A 14,915-nucleotide genomic window follows, 5' to 3' on the forward strand; every position below is an offset into this window, starting at 1 on the left:
CCACATGGCCCGTCACATCGTCGCGTCCACATCAGAGATTCCGCCCGGGGGCAACAAGGTCGTCGATATTGCCGGGCGCGACATCGTCGTGTTCCACGTCAATGGCGAGTTCTTCGCGCTGTTGAACCGCTGCCCTCACGAGGGCGCGCCGTTGGAGAAGGCAGCCTGCGTGGCGCGGCTGACTTCGCCAGAGCCCGGCGTGTATGAGCGATCACGCGTCGGCGAGATGCTGCGCTGCCCGTGGCACGGTTGGGAGTTCGACATGCGCAACGGCCAGTCCTGGTTCGACCCGACACGGGTCAGGATTCGCTCATATCCGGTTGCGGTGGAGCGCGGCGACGAATTGCAGAAGGGGCCCTATGTCGCTGAGACGTTTCCGGTACATGTCGAAGACTCCTATGTGATTGTCGACGTCTAGGGCGGCATTGCCGATTGAGATTCAAACGCAAGTGCGTTATGGCTCTCGCGCTTTCAAGGGCGGAGACGAGCTTTGTCGAAACAATCCCTGCGTGAAGAGGCCGAGCGCCTGATCCGCGAATCGATGGAAAAGAAGACCGTCGTCGTGAAGCAGGGCACCACCCGTATTGAGGCGGTCTGCGGCAAATGCGGCGCGCCAAACCGGGTGCAGGCGGAAAAGGGCCAGAGCAGGGTCAAATTCGCCTGCAAGAATTGTGGGCACCAGCAAGAGACGCTGTAAGGCGGTCCGCCTAGCTTCCCTTCACAAACTTGGCAAATTTATCCGTGTAATCCGGATGCCAGCGCGACAGCGGCGGGCGGTTTTCGACGATATCGCCGGCGGCCCACAATATGCGCTTCTCGTCGAGTGCGCGCGGCACGTCGTTGTCAGGGCACAGGATGTAGAAATCGCCGGCCTCAAGCCGCGCAATCATGAAATCCACTGTTTGCTCCGGCGTCCACGCGCCGTCGGGCTTTTCGGTGCGGCCCTTGGCGGTGAGCCCGGTGAACACGAAGCCGGGGATCAGCAGATGCGCGGTGATGCGGCAATCCTTCGTGTTGCGCAGCTCGTGCTGGAGCGCTTCCGTAAAAGCCTTCACGCCAGCCTTGGAGACGTTGTAGGCGGGATCGCCGGGTGGGGTGGTGATGCCCTGCTTGGAGCCGGTGTTGACGATCAGGCCCGGCCTGCCGCGTGCAATCATGTTGGGTGCGAAGATGCGCGCGACGTTGATGATGCCCCACATGTTGACGTCGATGATCCGCTGCCAATTGTCAGGCTCTCCGAACAGCGTGCTGCCCGGCTGGATACCGGCGTTGTTCATCAGCAGGTCCGTGCCGCCGAAATGAGCGCCTACGGCGCGTTCCAGTTCCGCCACGTTCTCGATTCGGCTGACGTCGATCGCGGATGTCATCACATGAGCCGCGCCTGCAATCGATGACAGTCTTGTTGCGGCTTCGGCCAGCCTGTTTTCGTCGAGATCGGCAATGCAGACCTTCATCCCGGCGCGCGCGAACGCGGCTGCCGCGGCAAGACCGATGCCGGATGCGCCGCCGGTGACGACGGCGACGTTGCCCTTGGCGATGACAGGATGTGGCATGGCTGTTCTCCGGGACTGGCTCGTGATGGAGCTATGACATGGCGCTCGCGCGACCCTGCACAAGTCGGCATGGGAGGTCTTCGTTCCGCGTCGACTTTACGCCTTTCCAGCGCCGCTGTATTCTGTTCGGATCAACGATCCCGCCCAGATCGAACCCAATCAATCACCTACCCAGGGAGTGCAGCCATGGCTGTGTCGCAGGCTATTCCGATCACGCGCCATCCGTTCGCCAACGGGTCCTACAAGCAGATGCTGATCGACGGGAAGTGGGTGGATGCTGTTTCCGGCAAGCGTTTCGAGACTCATAACCCCGCCACCGGCGAGCTGCTCGCAACCGTGGCGGAGGGCGACAAGGAAGACATCGATCGTGCGGTCGCCGCCGCCCGCCGCGCCTTCGAAGGGCCCTGGAGCAAGGTCAAACCGTTCGAGCGCCAGAACCTTCTGCTCAGGCTTGCCGATCTCGTCGAGAAGAATTTCGACGAATTGTCGCAGCTCGACACGCTCGACATGGGCGCGCCGCTCAGCCGCACCCGGGCCTATCGCCTGCGCGCCGTCGGCATGCTGCGCTATTACGCCGGCCAGACCACGGCGATCCACGGCGAGACGATCGAGAACTCGCTGCCCGGCGAGATATTCTCCTACACGCTGAAGGAGCCGATCGGTGTCGTCGGCGCCATCATCCCCTGGAACGGGCCGCTCACTGCGACCATCTGGAAGATTGGCCCGGCGATCGCGACCGGCTGCACCGTGGTGCTCAAGCCGGCCGAAGAGGCGCCGCTGACCTCGCTGCGCATCGCCGAGCTCGCGATGGAAGCCGGCGTTCCGCCTGGTGTCATCAACGTCGTGCCCGGCTACGGCGAGACCGCGGGTGCCGCGCTGGCCTCGCATCATGATGTCGACAAGGTCGCCTTCACCGGCTCGCATGTCACGGGCCAGTCGATCATTCGCGCCTCCGCCGGCAATCTCAAGCGCGTGTCGCTCGAGCTCGGCGGCAAGTCGCCTGATATCGTGTTCGCGGATGCCGATCTCGATGCGGCAGTCCCGGGTGCTGCGATGGCGGTGTTTGCCAATTCGGGCCAGATCTGCAGCGCCGGCACGCGCCTGTTCGTCGAGCAGGCGATCTACGAGGAATTCGTCGGCCGCGTCGCCGAATTCGGCAAGAAGCTTCAGGTCGGCAACGGCCTCGATCCCAACGTGCAGATCGGCCCGCTGGTCTCCGAGCAGCAGCTCGAGCGCGTCACCGGCTACCTCGACGTCGGCCAGAAGGAGGGCGCACGCGCGCTTGCCGGCGGCGGCCGCGTCACCGAAGGCGCGCTTGCCAAAGGCTTCTTCGTCTCGCCCACCGTGTTCGCCGGCGTCCAGGACAACATGCGGATCGCACAGGAGGAGATTTTCGGTCCCGTCATCTCCGCAATCGCGTTCAAGGACATGGACGAGCTGGTCAATCGTGCCAACAACACCACGTTTGGCCTCGGCTCCGGTCTGTGGACGCGTGACGTCACCAAGGCGCATGCGGTCGCGAAGCGCCTGCGCGCCGGTTCGGTGTGGGTGAATTGCTACCAGGCGATGGACCCGGCCGTGCCGTTCGGCGGCTACAAGATGAGCGGCTATGGCCGCGAGTCCGGCAAGCAGCACGTCGAGGAATATCTCAACGTGAAGGCCGTCTGGATCAAGACGGCGTAAGGCTGTTCTCTGCCGCGTGCGGCGCGAACGAATATCCGGTTTTCATGGGGCGGCGCCCTTCCGGTGACCGCCCCTCGCTATATGATCCGCATCCTTTCCGAGATATCCGGGGCTCCCATGAAATTCGAGGCGTTGTTTAGACCCTTGCAGGTCGGTCCGTACAAGCTTGCGCATCGCGTCGCGATGGCACCGCTGACCCGGATGCGGGCGGAGCGCGACAGTTTTGCTCCACGGCCGCTCAACGCCGAATATTACGGCCAGCGCGCGACGGAAGGTGGCCTCATCATCGCGGAGGCGTCGCCGGTCCTTTCACAAGGACGCGGCAACCCGGCGACGCCCGGCATCTATTCGGAGGCGCAAGTGTCCGGCTGGCGCAAGGTGGTCGATGCCGTGCATGCCAAGGGCGGCATCATCTTTCTCCAGCTCTGGCATGTCGGCCGAGCCTCGCATTCCTCCTATCATGGCGGCGCAATGCCGGTGTCGGCGTCGGCGATTCCGATCAGGGCCGACGGCATGAAGGCGATGACCGCCGACGGCAAGCTCGCCGACTACGAGACGCCGCGCGCGCTGGAGACCGGCGAGGTCAAGGACATCGTCGAGGCGTTCAGGCAGGGCGCGAAGAACGCGCTCGCCGCGGGCTTCGACGGTGTCGAGATCCACGGCGCCAACGGCTATCTGCTCGAGCAGTTCCTGCAGTCGCGCAGCAATCAGCGCACCGATCAATATGGCGGCTCGATCGAGAACCGCACGCGCCTGCTGCTTGAAGTGACGCAGGCCGCAATCGACGTCTGGGGCGCGAACCGCGTCGGCGTGCGGCTGTCGCCGCACGGCATCGCCAATGATTCCGGCGAGCCTGATCCGATGCCGCTCTACACCCACGTGGTGAGAGCGCTCGACAAGCTCGGTCTCGCCTATCTGCATTTCATCGAGCCGCGCTCGAGCGGCGCGGGCCGCGCCGACGTCCATTGGGAGAACGTGCCCTCCGCCATGGTGCTGTTCCGTCCACACTACAGCGGCGTGCTGATGACGGCAGGTGGTTTTACCGGCGAGACCGCGAACGCGGCGATCGCGGACGGTCATGCCGACATCATCGCGTTCGGCCGGATCTTCATCTCCAATCCCGATCTGCCGCGGCGTCTCGAGCACGATTACCCGATTGCGCCATATAACCGCGCGACGTTCTATGGCGGCGAGGAGAAGGGGTATACGGATTATCCCGTCTATGGCGAGCTGACGCCGGCGTGACGCGGCCGTAGCTCGGATGGAGCGAAGCGAAATCCGGGTTTCGTGCCCGCCGTCGAGATTCCCGGATTGCGTTTCGCCCCATCCGGGCTACGGGGTTAGCATGTGACTCCGACGGACCCACAAACTCCGTCATTGCCAGCGCAGCGAAGCAATCCAGGGCCCCTCCGCAGAGACAGCCTGGATTGCTTCGTCGCATCAGCGCAAAATTGCTACGCAATTTTGTCCCGAGCTGCTTGGACGACGGAGAGACCATCATGGCCAAAGCCGCAGTCGCCGCAGGAACCGCCACCGGGCAGTGCCTGTGCGGCAAGGTCACGTTCGAGATCGACGTCCCTGCGCGATGGGCCTGGCACGATCACTCCGCCGCCAGCCGCCGCGCCCATGGCGCCGCCTATGCCACCTATGTCGGCAGCTGGAAGAAGCGGTTTCGCATCACCTCGGGCCGGACAGCGCTGACCCGCTACGAGGACAAGGCGACCAGGACGGCGCGCAGCTTCTGCTCGCATTGCGGCACGCCGATCGCCTATGAGCGCCCGCGCGGTCCCCACATGGTCAACATTCCTCGCGCGCTGTTTAAGGAGCGCACCGGCCGCCAGCCGCTCTATCACATCGCGATCGAGGAGTTGCAGGAATGGGCCTATACCGGCGAGCCGCTGGTGCCGCTGAAGGGCTTTCCCGGTGTGGTCTGGCAGCGCTCGAAAAAGAAGAAGCGCGCGGGCGGTGAGGATCCGTTCGAATTGGGGCGCGAGGAGATGTAGCGCCGCTCCCTCGCAATGCAGCCATGACCGCGCTTCCTTGCGCGTACGCCAAGATTTCGGCCATCATGCTTCCGTCCTTGCGGCAACGTCCGCTCCTGGAGGAAACATGAAGAACAAGATCACGGGCCGCTCCGCCTTTCTCGCGCTGCTCAAGGACGAAGGCATCACGCATCTGTTCGGCAATCCCGGGACCACCGAGCTGCCGATCATGCATGCTCTGAAGGATCACCCCGACCTCACCTATGTGATGGCGATGCAGGAGAGCCTGGTGGTGGCGATCGCGGACGGCTATAGCCGGGCCTCCGGAAAGCTCGTCGCCTGCAACGTCCATGTCGCGCCCGGCCTCGGCAACGCGATGGGCTCGCTCTACAACGCGCAGTTCACGGGCACGCCGATGATCCTCACCGCGGGACAGCAGGAGCAGGGCCACGGACTGATGGAGCCCGTGCTTTATGGTCCGCTGGTGCGCATGGCCGAGCCGCTGGTGAAATGGGCGGTCGAGGTGACGCGGCTGGAGGACTTGCCGCGCATCGTGCGTCGCGCCGCCAAGGTTGCGATGACGCCGCCGACCGGGCCGGTGTTCATCTCGCTGCCGGGCGACATCCTCAACAGCGAGGCCGGCATCGACCTCGGCTGCTCCACCCGCATCGACGCGCGCACAAAGCCATCAGACGAGGCGCTGAGGGCGCTTGCCGCGCGGCTGCTGAAGGCCGAGCGCCCCGTCATCGTCACCATGGACGAGGTGGTCAAGAGCGACGCTCTGAAAGAGGCCGCCGAACTCGCCGAGCTGCTGGGTGCTGCCGCCTACCAGTCCTCGACGCCCTATGGCTCGCACTTCCTGTCGGAGAGCCCGAGCTTCATCGGCACGCTTGCGCGTGTACAGAAGCTCGCGCGCGATACGCTGGCGCCCTACGATCTCCTGATCGCGCTCGGCGGCGATCCGCTGCGCATGTCCGTCCACAGCGAGATCGATGCGCTGCCCGATGGACTCGGCATCGTCCAGATCGGCCTTGTCGATTGGGAGATCGCCAAGAACTACGGTGCCGAGATCGCGTTGAAGGCGGATGTGAAGGAAACGCTGCGCGCGCTGATCCCGGTGCTGAAAGAGATGGGCGGTGCGACGCTCGCGAGCCGCGCCGGGCAGCGCCTTGCCGAGCTTGCGCCGAAGAACTGGACTGCGCGCCGCGCGGCGCTGATTGAGCAGATCGGCAAGAGCGCGGGCCGCTCTCCGATCGATCCCGATTATGTCGTGCTGCAAATGGTCGACGCCATGCCCGACCATGCCATCCTCGTCGACGAAGGCCTCACCTCCAGCCGGCAGGTCTCGGCGCTGCGCCCGCATCGCGACCGCTACGGCTATCACGGCCTCGCCTCGGGCGGCATCGGCTGGGGCCTGCCGGCGTCGGTCGGCGCCAGCATCGCCAATCCGGATCGCCCCGTGGTTTGCTTCTCCGGCGACGGCAGCGCGATGTATTCGATCCAGTCGCTGTGGACGGCGGCGCATCACAAGCTGCCGCTCAATGTCGTCATCGCCAACAACGGCGGCTACCGCATCATCAAGCAGCGGCTGCTCGCCTTCCATGGTGACGATAATTACGTCGGCATGGATTTCGCCGATCCTCCGGTGGATTTCACGGGTGTCGCGAAGGCGCTGGGCTGTGAGGCGATCAAGATCAGCGATCCCGGCGAGCTGAAAGCGACGCTGGCGTCGGCATTTGGCAGGCCCGGAACGAAGCTGATCGAGGTGATGGTGGACGGGAAAGTGTAGCCACTTGTCGTCCCCGCGTTCGCAGGGACGACAGCCCGGGGTGTGGCGCAACTTTCCGCCTAGCCCTTCTTGCCCACCCGATACCCCGCCGCCGGATGCGGCGCATCCAGCCTTGCACGTCCGCCACCAAACAGCTTCTCCCGCAGCGTCCCCTGAGCATATTCCTTCTTGTACCGCCCCCGCCTGGTCAACTCCGGCACCAGCATGTCCGAGATATCCTCGAAATCGCCGGGCGAGATCGCAAAGGCGACGTTGAGGCCGTCGACGTCAGTCTTTTCGAACCAGTCCTCGATCTTGTCCGCGACGCTTTCCGGCGTGCCGACCACGACCGGGCCCGCTCCGCCGATGCCGACATGCTCGATGACATCGCGCACGGTCCAGACCCGGTCGGGATCGCCGCGGGTGACGTTGTCCAGGGCGCTGCGGCCGGCATCGTTCTGGACGTGACGGACCTGCTGATCGAGCTCGTAGCCGGAGAAGTCGATGCCGGTCCATCCCGACATCAAGGCGAGCGCGCCTTCCGGATTGATATGCGACCGATAGTCGGCATATTTCGCCGCGGCCTCGGCTTCCGTGTTGCCGAGGATGATCGTCATCATGTTGAACATGAGGATCTCGGCCGGGTTGCGGCCGAGTGCGGCAGCCTCCTGGCGGATCGCGGCGACGCGCGGCGCAATGATCTTGGCTGACGGTCCCGACATGAACACGCATTCGGCGTGCTTGGCCGCGAACTGCCGGCCGCGCGGCGAGGTGCCGGCCTGATAGAGCACCGGCGTACGCTGCGGCGATGGCTCACTGAGATGGATGGTGTTGTTGATGCGGTAATTCGCACTCTCATGATTGATGCGATGAACCTTGCTGGGATCGGTGAAGATACCGCGTTTGCGATCGCGCAGCACCGCATCATCCTCCCAGCTGCCTTCCCAGAGCTTGTAGACCACCTCCATATATTCGTCGGCGATGTCGTAGCGATCGTCATGCCCGGTCTGCTTGTCCTTGCCGGCGCCGCGTGCGGCGCTGTCGAGATAGCCGGTGACGACGTTCCAGCCGATCCGGCCTTCGGTGAGATGATCAAGCGTCGACATCCGCCGGGCGAACGGATAGGGCGGCTCGAACGAGAGGTTGCTGGTGACGCCGAAGCCGAGGTTTTTCGTCACCGCCGCCATCGCCGAAAGCAGCAGCAGCGGTTCGTTCGACGGCGTCTGCGCAGCATTGCGCAAGGCTGCGTCAGGGCTGCTGCCATAGACGTCGTAGACGCCGAGCACGTCGGCCAGGAACAGGCCGTCGAAACGGCCCCGTTCCAGCGTCCTGGCGAGATCGATCCAGTAGGGCAGGCGGTTGTATTCGGCGGTGCGGTCGCGCGGATGGGTCCAGAGTCCCGGCGACTGGTGCGCGACGCAATTCATCGCAAATGCGTTGAGCCTGATCTGCTTGGCCATGCTGGTCCCTCGGCGCCCTGTACTGAGCGCTCTTCGAATGATAGACGTGCGCCCCAACCTGGCGACGTTCTTGCATATAACTTGCGTTTGGCAAGGCCAAAATCCGCGGCACGTCTGCACTTGGCAAGCCAGGCTCAAGAGAGCAAGAAGGAAATCGCCGGTCCCCGCCACTTTCGAGCGCCCGCGTAGTCCGCTACGTTGCCTCGTTCCATCAGTTGAAGCGAAACGAATGAGCAGAGCCGACGCCATCGCCCGCGCCCGGGACGACTTCAAATCCGGTGCGTTCCTCGCCGAACTTGACCGCCGCGTCGGCTTCAAGACCGAAAGCCAGAATCCGTCGCGGGGCGCCGAGCTGCGCGCCTATCTGGAGCAGGAGATGATGCCCTCCTTCGCCGCGCTCGATTTCAGCAGCCGCCTGGTCGAATCCCCGAGCGGCAAGTCGCCGTTCCTGTTTGCCGAGCATCACGAGAATGCGTCGGCGCCGACCGTGTTGGTCTACGGCCATGGCGACGTCGTCGATGGCATGGAAGGCGAGTGGCGCGACGGCCGCGATCCCTGGCGCACGACGACATCAGGCATTCGTCTCTATGGCCGCGGCACTGCCGACAACAAGGGCCAGCACAGCATCAACATGGCCGCACTCCGCGCGGTGCGGCAAGCTCGTGGCGGCAAGCTCGGTTTCAATGCGAAATTCATCGTCGAGATGGGCGAGGAGATCGGCTCGCCTGATCTTGCCAAGGTCTGCGAGCTCAACCGCGACGCGCTCAAGGCCGATTTGTTCATGGCCTCCGATGGGCCGCGGCTGTCGGCGGATCGGCCGACCCTGTTCCTGGGCTGCCGCGGCGGCATCCGCATTCATCTCGATGTCAACCTGCGAGACGGCGGCCATCATTCCGGCAATTGGGGTGGCGTGCTCGCCAACCCTGCGACCATCCTGGTCAATGCGATTTCAACGCTGGTCGACGGCCATGGCCGGCTTCAGCTCGAGGCGCTGAAGCCGCCGCGACTGACCAACCAGATCCGCAGCTATCTGGCCGATGTGCAGGTCGTTCCGACCGAGGACGAGCCACAGCTTGCGGAGAACTGGGGCGAGGACGGCCTGTCCGCGGCCGAGCGGCTCTATGCCTGGAACACGTTGGAAGTACTGGCGATGTCCTCGGGCAATATCGAGAAGCCGGCCAACGCCATTCCCGGCCATGCCAATGCCGTGCTGCAACTGCGTTTCGTGGTGGGCACCAAGGTCGATGGCCTGATCGATGCCGTCCGCGCGCACCTCGTCGCAAAGGGCTTTCCGATGGTCGAGGTGCGGGCGGCCCAGAGCTTTGCCGCCTCCCGCACCGATTTCGACAGCCCGTGGATCGAATGGGCGGCTGAATCAGTGCAGACCACCACCGGCAAGGCACCGGCGGTGCTGCCAAACTTCGGCGGCTCGCTGCCGAACGACGTGTTTTCGGAAGTCCTGGGCCTGCCGACGATCTGGGTCCCGCATTCCTATCCCGGCTGCTCCCAGCATGCGCCCAATGAGCACATCCTGCTGCCATTGACGGAGGAGGCCTTGACGGTGATGGCGGGGCTGTTCTGGGATCTCGGGGAATTACCCGGGCCACTCATCTGAGCCGGCATCCAGCCGAAAGTCACATTCTAATCCGGCCTGATTTGTGCTTGCATCTCGCCGCATCATCCTGAAAGGGGAACAAAAAAGTGAAACATTTCCGTAGCATCGGGCTCGCGCTCGCCGCGACCTTCGCCGTCAGCCAGGCAGGGGCCGAGGAGCTGACCGGCACGCTCAAGAACATCAAGGACACCGGCACCATCACGCTCGGCTTCCGCGACTCCTCGATCCCGTTCTCCTATCTCGACGACAACCAGAAGCCCGTCGGGTTCGCGATGGACATCTGCTACAAGATCGTCGATGCCGTGAAGAAGGAGCTCAAGCTCGACAAGCTCGAGGTGAAGCTCAATCCCGTCACCTCGGCGACCCGTATTCCGCTGATGGCGAACGGCACCATCGACCTCGAATGCGGCTCGACCACCAACAATGCCGAGCGCCAGAAGCAGGTCGCCTTCACCAACACCCACTTCCTGACCGCCAGCCGCTACGTCTTCAAGAAGTCGAGCGGGCTGAAGTCGATCGACGACCTCAAAGGCAAGACGGTGGTCTCCACCGCCGGCACCACCAACATCAAGCAGCTGACCGAAGCCAATGTCGAGAAGAAGCTCGGCGCCAACATCATCCCGGCCAAGGACCACGCCGAAGCCTTCCTGATGGTGGAGACCGACCGTGCGGTCGCCTTCGTCATGGACGACATCCTGCTCGCGAGCCTCGTTGCCGGCTCGAAGTCGCCGTCCGACTACGTCATCTCGAAGGACGCGTTCTCCAAGCCCGAGCCCTACGGCATCATGCTGCGCAAGGATGACGCGCCGTTCAAGAAGGTGGTCGATGCGGCGACCGCAGCGCTCTACACCTCCGGCGAGGGCGAGAAGATCTACGACAAGTGGTTCATGCAGAAGATCCCGCCGAAGGGACTGAACCTCAACACCCCGATGTCGGAAGAGCTGAAGCACGAGTTCGCCAAGCCCTCGGACTCGCCGAATCCGGACGACTACAAGTAAGATCAATCTCGACCTTGCGGTCGGGATCATGTCCGACCACTCTTGACACCAGAGTGGTCGGACATTTGCATGGAAGCCCAACGACCATCTCTGAAGGGCGCGTTCGCGCGGGGGACACGTGAACTACCATTGGAACTGGGGAATTTTTTTCCAGCCGAACCCGATGGGGACCGGCACCTATCTCGACCTGTTGTTGTCGGGACTGGAGCTGACTCTTGAAACCGGGCTGCTGGCCTGGATCATCGCGCTGGTCACCGGCTCGGTGGTCGGCGTGCTGCGCACGCTGCCGTCGAGAGCCGCCAGCTGGTTCGGCTTCGCTTACGTCGAATTCTTCCGCAACATGCCGCTGCTGGTGCAGCTGTTCCTGTGGTTCTTCGTGCTGCCGGAGCTGCTGCCGAAATCGGCCGGCCTCTGGCTGAAGCAATTGCCGAATGCGCCGTTCTGGACCGCGGCGATCGGCATCGGCTTCTTCATGTCGGCGCGCGTCGCGGTGCAATTGCAGGCCGGCATCGGATCGCTGCCGCGCGGGCAGAAGATGGCCGCCACTGCGCTCGGGCTGACGACGGTGCAGGCCTATCGCTACGTGCTGTTGCCGATGGCGTTTCGCATCATCTTGCCGCCGCTGACCTCCGAGTTCCTCAACACCATCAAGAACACGGCGGTCGCCATCACCATCGGCCTGCTCGAGTTGACCGGACAGGCGCGCTCGATGCAGGAATTCTCGTTCCAGGTGTTCGAGGCCTTCACCGCCGCCACCCTTCTGTATCTCCTCGTCAACGCCGTCGTCGTGACCGCGATGCGCTTCCTCGAGCGCTACGTCGCGATCCCCGGCTACATCACGGGGAAATAGCGCGATGTTCGGCAATTTCGATTTCGATGTCATCATCCGCGCGCTGCCCTATCTGTTCTATGAGGGCATGAGCTTCACGTTGTTGTTGACGGCGCTGTCCGCGCTCGGCGGCCTGGTTTTCGGCACGGCGCTCGCGCTGATGCGGCTGTCGGGCTACAAGACCCTCGGGCGGATCGCCGGCCTCTATGTCGACTTCATGCGCTCGCTGCCGCTGGTCCTGGTGATCTTCTGGTTCTACTTCCTGGTGCCCTATATCGGACAGTGGCTGACCGGCGCCTCGCGGCCGATCAGCGTCGGTGCGTTCGCGTCCTCGCTCATCACCTTCATCATGTTCGAGGCCGCCTATTTCTCCGAGATCATGCGCGCCGGCATCCAGTCGATCTCGCGGGGACAGCCGGCCGCGGCCAGCGCGCTCGGCCTGACTTACGCGCAAACCATGCGCTACGTCGTGCTGCCGCAGGCGTTCCGCAACATGCTGCCGGTGCTGATCACGCAAACCATCGTCCTGTTTCAGGACACCTCGCTGGTCTACGTGCTGTCGATCACCGATTTCCTCGGCGCTGCCAGCAAGGTCGCGCAGCGTGACGGTCGTCTGGTCGAGATGTACCTGTTTGCTGCCGTCGTCTACTTCACCATTTCCTGTATCGCGTCCTACGGCGTCCGCCGCCTGCAGTCGCGCATCGCCATCCTTCGCTAGGGCCCGTCATGATCGAAATCAGCCACGTCGATAAATGGTACAGCCCGACCTTCCAGGTGCTGACCGATTGCACCACGAGCGTCGCCAAGGGCGAGGTGGTGGTGGTGTGCGGCCCGTCCGGTTCGGGCAAGTCGACGCTCATCAAATGCGTCAACGCACTGGAGCCGTTCCAGAAGGGCGACATCAGCATCGACGGCGTCAAGGTCAACGACCCCAAGACCGATCTGCCGAAGCTGCGTTCGCGCGTCGGCATGGTGTTCCAGCATTTCGAGCTGTTTCCGCATCTGAAAATCATCGACAATCTCTGCCTGGCCCAGGAGAAGGTGCTGGGCCGGGCGCACGACAAGGCGATGACCAAAGGCATGGCCCTGCTCGATCGCGTCGGCCTGAAGGAGCATGCGAAGAAATTTCCAGCGCAGCTCTCCGGCGGCCAGCAGCAGCGCGTCGCCATTGCGCGCGCTCTCGCCATGGATCCGATCGCGATGCTGTTCGACGAGCCGACCTCGGCGCTCGATCCTGAAATGATCAGCGAGGTACTCGACGTCATGGTCGATCTCGCCCGTGAAGGCATGACCATGATGGTCGTGACCCATGAGATGGGCTTTGCCCGCAAGGTCGCCAATCGCGTGATCTTCATGGACCGCGGCGAGATCGTCGAGGACGCGCTGAAGGACGATTTCTTTGGCAAGCCCCGCAGCGACCGCGCACAGAAGTTCTTGTCCAAGATTTTGTCGCACTGATTTCCAACGTCATTCCGGGCTCGTCGCTGCGCGCCGCCCCGGAATGACGAAACGAGGGGTGATCGCTTGCCGCAACTGGCGTATAAGGCGCCACATCCCTTTTTGCTGGAGACCCGCCTTGGATTCGATCGCCTACGTCAACGGCTCATTCGTCCCGCTTTCGGACGCGAAAATCTCGGTGCTCGACCGCGGCTTCCTGTTTGCCGACGGCATCTACGAGGTTTCGGCCGTGCTCGACGGCAAGCTGGTCGACAACGCCTCGCATCTGGCGCGGCTGGAGCGCTCGGTCGGCGAGATCAAGCTGAAGCTGCCGGAGACGGTCGAGCGCATCACCGAGCTGCAGAAGGAGCTGATTGCCCGCAACAAGCTGGTGAGCGGCCTCGTCTATCTCCAGGTCACGCGCGGCGCCGACAAGGGCCGTGATTTCGCCTTCCCCAAGGGCGAAATCGTATCGAGCCTGGTGATGTTCACCTCGGAAAAGGACATCATCAACTCAGAATCTGCGAAGACCGGCATCAACGTCATCACCGTGCCCGACATCCGCTGGGAACGCCGCGACATCAAGAGCGTCGCGCTGCTGGCGCAAGTGCTGGCAAAGCAGGCCGCGGCGGAAGCCGGCGCCGGCGAAGCCTGGATGCTGGAAGACGGTTATGTCACCGAAGGTGGTTCGTCCTCGGCCTTCATCCTCACCAAGGATGACGTCATCGTCACCCGCAGGAACTCCAATGCGATCCTGCCGGGCTGCACCCGCAAGGCGGTCGTCGCTCTCGCCGAAGAGCGCCAGCTCCGCGTCGAGGAACGGTCCTTCACGGTTGAGGAGGCCCTGGCCGCCAAGGAAGCCTTCGCCACCTCGGCCTCGTTGTTCGTGCAGCCCGTGGTCGCGATCGACGGCAAGAAGATTGGCGACGGCAAGCCCGGCCCGATGGCCACGCGGCTGCGCGAGATCTATGTGGAGTTCGCCAAGGCGACGGCGGTTTAGGCCGCATACTCGGCTGCGGTAGGGTGGGCAAACGCGCTGTTGCGCCGTGCCCACCACCTCTCCAGTTCGCTGAAAAGCCGTGGGCACGCTTCGCTTCGCCCACCCTACAGATCTGTTCCTGTCGCCTACGCCACCGACGCCTTCACCTTCACCGGATGAACCGAGCGGAACGCGATCGCCAGCCTGTTCCAGGCGTTGATCGCGCCGATCAGCGCGGTCAGGTTGACCGTCTCGGCATCGGAGAACTGGGCGCGAACCTGCTCATAAACGTCGTCGGGCGCGTGCGTCTCCGCAATCAACGTCACGGATTCAGTCCAGGCCAGCGCGGCGCGCTCGCGATCGGTATAGAGCGGGGACTCGCGCCAGGCGTTGAGCAGATAGATGCGCTGCTCGGTCTCGCCGCGCTTGCGCGCATCCTCGGTGTGCATGTTGATGCAGAAGGCGCAACCGTTGATCTGCGAGGCCCGGATCTTGACGAGCTCGATCAGCGATTTCTCGAGTCCGGTGGACTGGATCTGCTCTTCCAATGCCATCAGCGCCTTCATCGTATCGGGGGCGGCCTGGTAGAAATTCATGCGGGGTTTCATGGT

Annotated in this window: 15 protein-coding genes; 12 read left to right on the top strand and 3 right to left on the bottom strand. The window is 63.6% G+C overall.

From position 1 onward, the window contains the following. The first annotated feature begins 4 nt into the window (after positions 1 to 4). Together ACVWZ4_RS16510 and ACVWZ4_RS16515 are read left to right on the top strand one after the other, a co-directional pair. Entirely contained in the window at positions 5 to 418 is a 414-nt protein-coding gene (locus tag ACVWZ4_RS16510; RefSeq protein WP_456699753.1) for a Rieske (2Fe-2S) protein, read from the top strand. Positions 419 to 490: 72 nt separating this feature from the next. Then, positions 491 to 697, top strand: coding sequence for a hypothetical protein (locus tag ACVWZ4_RS16515; RefSeq protein WP_092239813.1), 207 nt, complete (start codon positions 491 to 493; stop codon positions 695 to 697). Between the two features lie 10 nt (positions 698 to 707). On the opposite strand, the gene ACVWZ4_RS16520 is transcribed toward ACVWZ4_RS16515, so the two are convergent. Beyond that, positions 708 to 1,553: an SDR family NAD(P)-dependent oxidoreductase gene (locus ACVWZ4_RS16520; RefSeq protein ID WP_456737200.1), complete on the bottom strand. Its 846-nt coding sequence runs from the start codon at positions 1,551 to 1,553 to the stop codon at positions 708 to 710. 186 nt (positions 1,554 to 1,739) lie between these two features. Between ACVWZ4_RS16520 and ACVWZ4_RS16525 the strand changes: the two genes are divergently transcribed. From ACVWZ4_RS16525 to ACVWZ4_RS16540, 4 genes are all read left to right on the top strand, one after another. Beyond that, complete coding sequence (locus tag ACVWZ4_RS16525) at positions 1,740 to 3,236, top strand: aldehyde dehydrogenase family protein (protein ID WP_456699751.1); 1,497 nt, start codon at positions 1,740 to 1,742, stop codon at positions 3,234 to 3,236. 117 nt (positions 3,237 to 3,353) lie between these two features. Continuing rightward, positions 3,354 to 4,481, top strand: a complete 1,128-nt coding sequence (locus ACVWZ4_RS16530) for an alkene reductase (protein ID WP_456740756.1) — start codon at positions 3,354 to 3,356, stop codon at positions 4,479 to 4,481. A gap of 254 nt (positions 4,482 to 4,735) precedes the next feature. Beyond that, on the top strand, positions 4,736 to 5,239 hold the full coding sequence (locus ACVWZ4_RS16535) for a GFA family protein (RefSeq protein ID WP_456740757.1): 504 nt from the start codon (positions 4,736 to 4,738) through the stop codon (positions 5,237 to 5,239). A gap of 106 nt (positions 5,240 to 5,345) precedes the next feature. Continuing rightward, positions 5,346 to 7,007 (top strand): thiamine pyrophosphate-binding protein, encoded by a 1,662-nt coding sequence (locus ACVWZ4_RS16540; RefSeq protein ID WP_456740758.1) that lies wholly within the window; start codon positions 5,346 to 5,348, stop codon positions 7,005 to 7,007. 59 nt (positions 7,008 to 7,066) lie between these two features. Here ACVWZ4_RS16540 and ACVWZ4_RS16545 read toward each other — a convergent pair whose 3' ends face one another. Further along, a complete protein-coding gene (locus ACVWZ4_RS16545) occupies positions 7,067 to 8,446 on the bottom strand; it encodes an LLM class flavin-dependent oxidoreductase (protein ID WP_456737217.1) in 1,380 nt (459 codons plus the stop codon). Positions 8,447 to 8,675: 229 nt separating this feature from the next. Here ACVWZ4_RS16545 and ACVWZ4_RS16550 point away from each other — a divergent pair, with 229 nt between their 5' ends. From ACVWZ4_RS16550 to ACVWZ4_RS16575, 6 genes are all read left to right on the top strand, one after another. After that, complete coding sequence (locus ACVWZ4_RS16550; protein WP_456737218.1) at positions 8,676 to 10,061, top strand: M20 family metallopeptidase; 1,386 nt, start codon at positions 8,676 to 8,678, stop codon at positions 10,059 to 10,061. An 86-nt stretch (positions 10,062 to 10,147) separates the two neighbouring features. Next, the gene (locus ACVWZ4_RS16555; RefSeq protein ID WP_456699745.1) at positions 10,148 to 11,059 is read left to right on the top strand and encodes an amino acid ABC transporter substrate-binding protein; all 912 of its coding nucleotides are present in this window, start codon (positions 10,148 to 10,150) and stop codon (positions 11,057 to 11,059) included. Between the two features lie 118 nt (positions 11,060 to 11,177). Then, positions 11,178 to 11,909 carry an amino acid ABC transporter permease gene (locus tag ACVWZ4_RS16560; RefSeq protein WP_456699744.1) on the top strand — a complete coding sequence of 244 codons (732 nt, stop codon included), beginning with the start codon at positions 11,178 to 11,180 and terminating at the stop codon, positions 11,907 to 11,909. A 4-nt stretch (positions 11,910 to 11,913) separates the two neighbouring features. Continuing rightward, a complete protein-coding gene (locus ACVWZ4_RS16565) occupies positions 11,914 to 12,606 on the top strand; it encodes an amino acid ABC transporter permease (RefSeq protein WP_456699743.1) in 693 nt (230 codons plus the stop codon). A gap of 8 nt (positions 12,607 to 12,614) precedes the next feature. Then, positions 12,615 to 13,346, top strand: coding sequence for an amino acid ABC transporter ATP-binding protein (locus ACVWZ4_RS16570; protein WP_456737220.1), 732 nt, complete (start codon positions 12,615 to 12,617; stop codon positions 13,344 to 13,346). A 118-nt stretch (positions 13,347 to 13,464) separates the two neighbouring features. Next, positions 13,465 to 14,325 (top strand): D-amino-acid transaminase, encoded by an 861-nt coding sequence (locus ACVWZ4_RS16575; protein ID WP_456740759.1) that lies wholly within the window; start codon positions 13,465 to 13,467, stop codon positions 14,323 to 14,325. A 125-nt stretch (positions 14,326 to 14,450) separates the two neighbouring features. Here ACVWZ4_RS16575 and ACVWZ4_RS16580 read toward each other — a convergent pair whose 3' ends face one another. After that, on the bottom strand, positions 14,451 to 14,912 hold the full coding sequence (locus ACVWZ4_RS16580; RefSeq protein WP_456740760.1) for a carboxymuconolactone decarboxylase family protein: 462 nt from the start codon (positions 14,910 to 14,912) through the stop codon (positions 14,451 to 14,453). Between the last annotated feature and the right edge of the window lie 3 nt (positions 14,913 to 14,915).

It is taken from the genome of Bradyrhizobium sp. USDA 4472, assembly GCF_054058595.1.

Coding starts and splice junctions, on each gene's coding strand:
- ACVWZ4_RS16570 (WP_456737220.1), top strand. CDS start 12,615: ATGATCGAAATCAGCCACGTCGATAAATGGTACAGCCCGACCTTCCAG.
- ACVWZ4_RS16520 (WP_456737200.1), bottom strand. CDS start 1,553: ATGCCACATCCTGTCATCGCCAAGGGCAACGTCGCCGTCGTCACCGGC.
- ACVWZ4_RS16530 (WP_456740756.1), top strand. CDS start 3,354: ATGAAATTCGAGGCGTTGTTTAGACCCTTGCAGGTCGGTCCGTACAAG.
- ACVWZ4_RS16535 (WP_456740757.1), top strand. CDS start 4,736: ATGGCCAAAGCCGCAGTCGCCGCAGGAACCGCCACCGGGCAGTGCCTG.
- ACVWZ4_RS16550 (WP_456737218.1), top strand. CDS start 8,676: ATGAGCAGAGCCGACGCCATCGCCCGCGCCCGGGACGACTTCAAATCC.
- ACVWZ4_RS16510 (WP_456699753.1), top strand. CDS start 5: ATGGCCCGTCACATCGTCGCGTCCACATCAGAGATTCCGCCCGGGGGC.
- ACVWZ4_RS16565 (WP_456699743.1), top strand. CDS start 11,914: ATGTTCGGCAATTTCGATTTCGATGTCATCATCCGCGCGCTGCCCTAT.
- ACVWZ4_RS16540 (WP_456740758.1), top strand. CDS start 5,346: ATGAAGAACAAGATCACGGGCCGCTCCGCCTTTCTCGCGCTGCTCAAG.
- ACVWZ4_RS16545 (WP_456737217.1), bottom strand. CDS start 8,446: ATGGCCAAGCAGATCAGGCTCAACGCATTTGCGATGAATTGCGTCGCG.
- ACVWZ4_RS16525 (WP_456699751.1), top strand. CDS start 1,740: ATGGCTGTGTCGCAGGCTATTCCGATCACGCGCCATCCGTTCGCCAAC.
- ACVWZ4_RS16580 (WP_456740760.1), bottom strand. CDS start 14,912: ATGAAACCCCGCATGAATTTCTACCAGGCCGCCCCCGATACGATGAAG.